Raw genomic sequence first — 2027 nt, 5'->3', positions numbered from 1 at the left:
GGGCTGGGGGTGAGGGGGGAGCGGCGCCCGACCGCTGAGTGACCGAGCGTCCCGGATGCTTGAAGCGTCCGGGACGCGGCATTCGCTCGGAAACACTCTGGCCGACCGCGTGCGAGGGTTCGCTCACCCTCACCCCCGGCCCCTCTCCCTGAGGGAGAGGGGGGAAGAACGAACCGCGCCGCCCTTCGACGCGTGATCTCAAGGGACGGCGGAGAGCCGTTCGGATCGCTAGGCTGGCCCGCCCCGCTCTTTCGCTCGCTCGCCGCCATGACCTCGCCGCCCGCCCGCGCTTCGTTCCCCTTCGCTCTCGCCGTCGCGGCGACGTTCGCCCTGCCTGTCAGCGGATTCGCGGACGACCCGGCCGACGCCGAACGGCCGAACGTGCTGCTGATTCTGGTGGACGATCTCAAGCCGACGCTCGGCTGCTACGGCGACGACGCGGCGAAGACGCCGCATATCGACCGGCTCGCCGCCCGCGGCGTCCGGTTCGACGCGGCGTACTGCAATCAGGCCGTCTGCGCCCCGAGCCGGTTCACGTTGATGCTCGGTTCGCACAGCACCTCGACCGGTCTCTACGGCCTCGGCAGCGACCTGCGGGCCGCGCTGCCGAACGCCGTCACGCTGCCCCAGCACTTCGCCGCGCACGGCTATCGGACGGAGTCGCTGGGCAAGGTGTTCCATATCGGGCACGGCAACGCGGGCGATCCGCAGTCGTTCTCGGTGCCGCACTTCAAAGAGAAGGTGATCGAATACGTCGCCCCGGAGAACGTCGGCGGTCCGCTGACGCGGGAGGAAGCGCTCTTCGGAAACAAGATGCTGGGCAAGATCCGTTCGCTGCCGCGGGGGGCGGCGTTCGAATCGCCCGACGTGCCGGACGACGCCTACGCCGACGGCCGCGTCGCCGCGGAGACGCTCCGCCGCATGCAGGCGGCGCTGGCCCGACGGAAGGCGGACGGCACGCCGTTCTTCATCGCCTGCGGATTCGCCCGCCCGCACCTGCCCTTCAGCGTGCCGCAGAAGTACTGGGATATTTACGATCGGGAGGAACTGCCGGCCGCGGAATTCGTCGAGGCGCCGGACGGCGCCCCGCGGGTCGCGATCAAACGCGGCGGGGAGATCAACGCCTACAAACCGATCCCCGAGGGCGGCGATCCCGAACCCGGCTCCGCGCTCTCGAAGGAACTGGTGCACGGGTATTACGCGAGCGTTTCCTATACCGACGCCCAGGTCGGCAAGCTGATGGCGGCGTTGGAGGGCTCGGGCCTTGAAGAGAACACGCTGGTCGTGCTGTGGGGCGACCACGGTTTTCACCTGGGCGATCACGGCATCTGGACGAAGCACACGAACTTCGAGCAGGCCACCCGTATCCCGCTGCTGTTCGCCGGGCCGGGCGTGCCGAGCGGCCAAGTCACCGGGGGCCGAGCGACCGGGCAACTCGCCGAGAGCGTCGACGTCTATCCCACCCTCGCCGAACTCGCCGGGCTGCCCGCCCCGACCGGGCCGCAACCGATCGACGGCGTCAGCCTCGTGCCGGTTCTCAACGACCCCGCGGCCCGCGTGCGGGACCACGCCTTTCACGCCTACCCCAAACGGCGCCTCGGCCGGGCGATCCGCACCGAACGCTATCGGCTGGTCGAATGGAGCGATCAACGAGCGCCCGACGCCCCCGCGGAGTTTGAGTTATACGACTATGAAGCCGACCCGCTCGAAACGAAGAACCTCGCCGCGGAGCGGCCGGAGGTTCTCGCCCGACTGCGGGCGACGCTGGCAGAGTATCCGCCGCCGGTCAAATGACGGGAGAGGAGCGAAGCTCGTTCTCCCCTCTCCCTTGAGGGAGAGGGGCCGGGGGTGAGGGTGTGCGAGCCTTCACCCGCATCCGTTTGCGGACCTTCAGAACGAACGCCGCGTCCCGGACGCTTGAAGCGTCCGGGACGCTCGGTCACCGGCGAACGGGCGTCGTTCGAGAGAGCGGCGGCGAGGTGAAGGAGGGTCGTACGGTGAATGCCCCCTCACCCCCAGCCCCTCTC

1 protein-coding gene is annotated in these 2027 nt (G+C 69.5%); it reads left to right on the top strand.

Annotated elements, in window-relative coordinates; genetic code table 11:
• Positions 1-267 precede the first annotated feature (267 nt).
• Positions 268-1794 (top strand): sulfatase, encoded by a 1527-nt coding sequence (locus LzC2_RS21270; protein WP_171190027.1) that lies wholly within the window; start codon positions 268-270, stop codon positions 1792-1794.
• Positions 1795-2027 lie beyond the last annotated feature (233 nt).

The sequence above is a fragment of the Alienimonas chondri genome, from assembly GCF_013036045.1.
Taxonomy (GTDB): domain Bacteria; phylum Planctomycetota; class Planctomycetia; order Planctomycetales; family Planctomycetaceae; genus Alienimonas; species Alienimonas chondri.
This window is presented reverse-complemented; position numbering and strand designations above follow the sequence as displayed.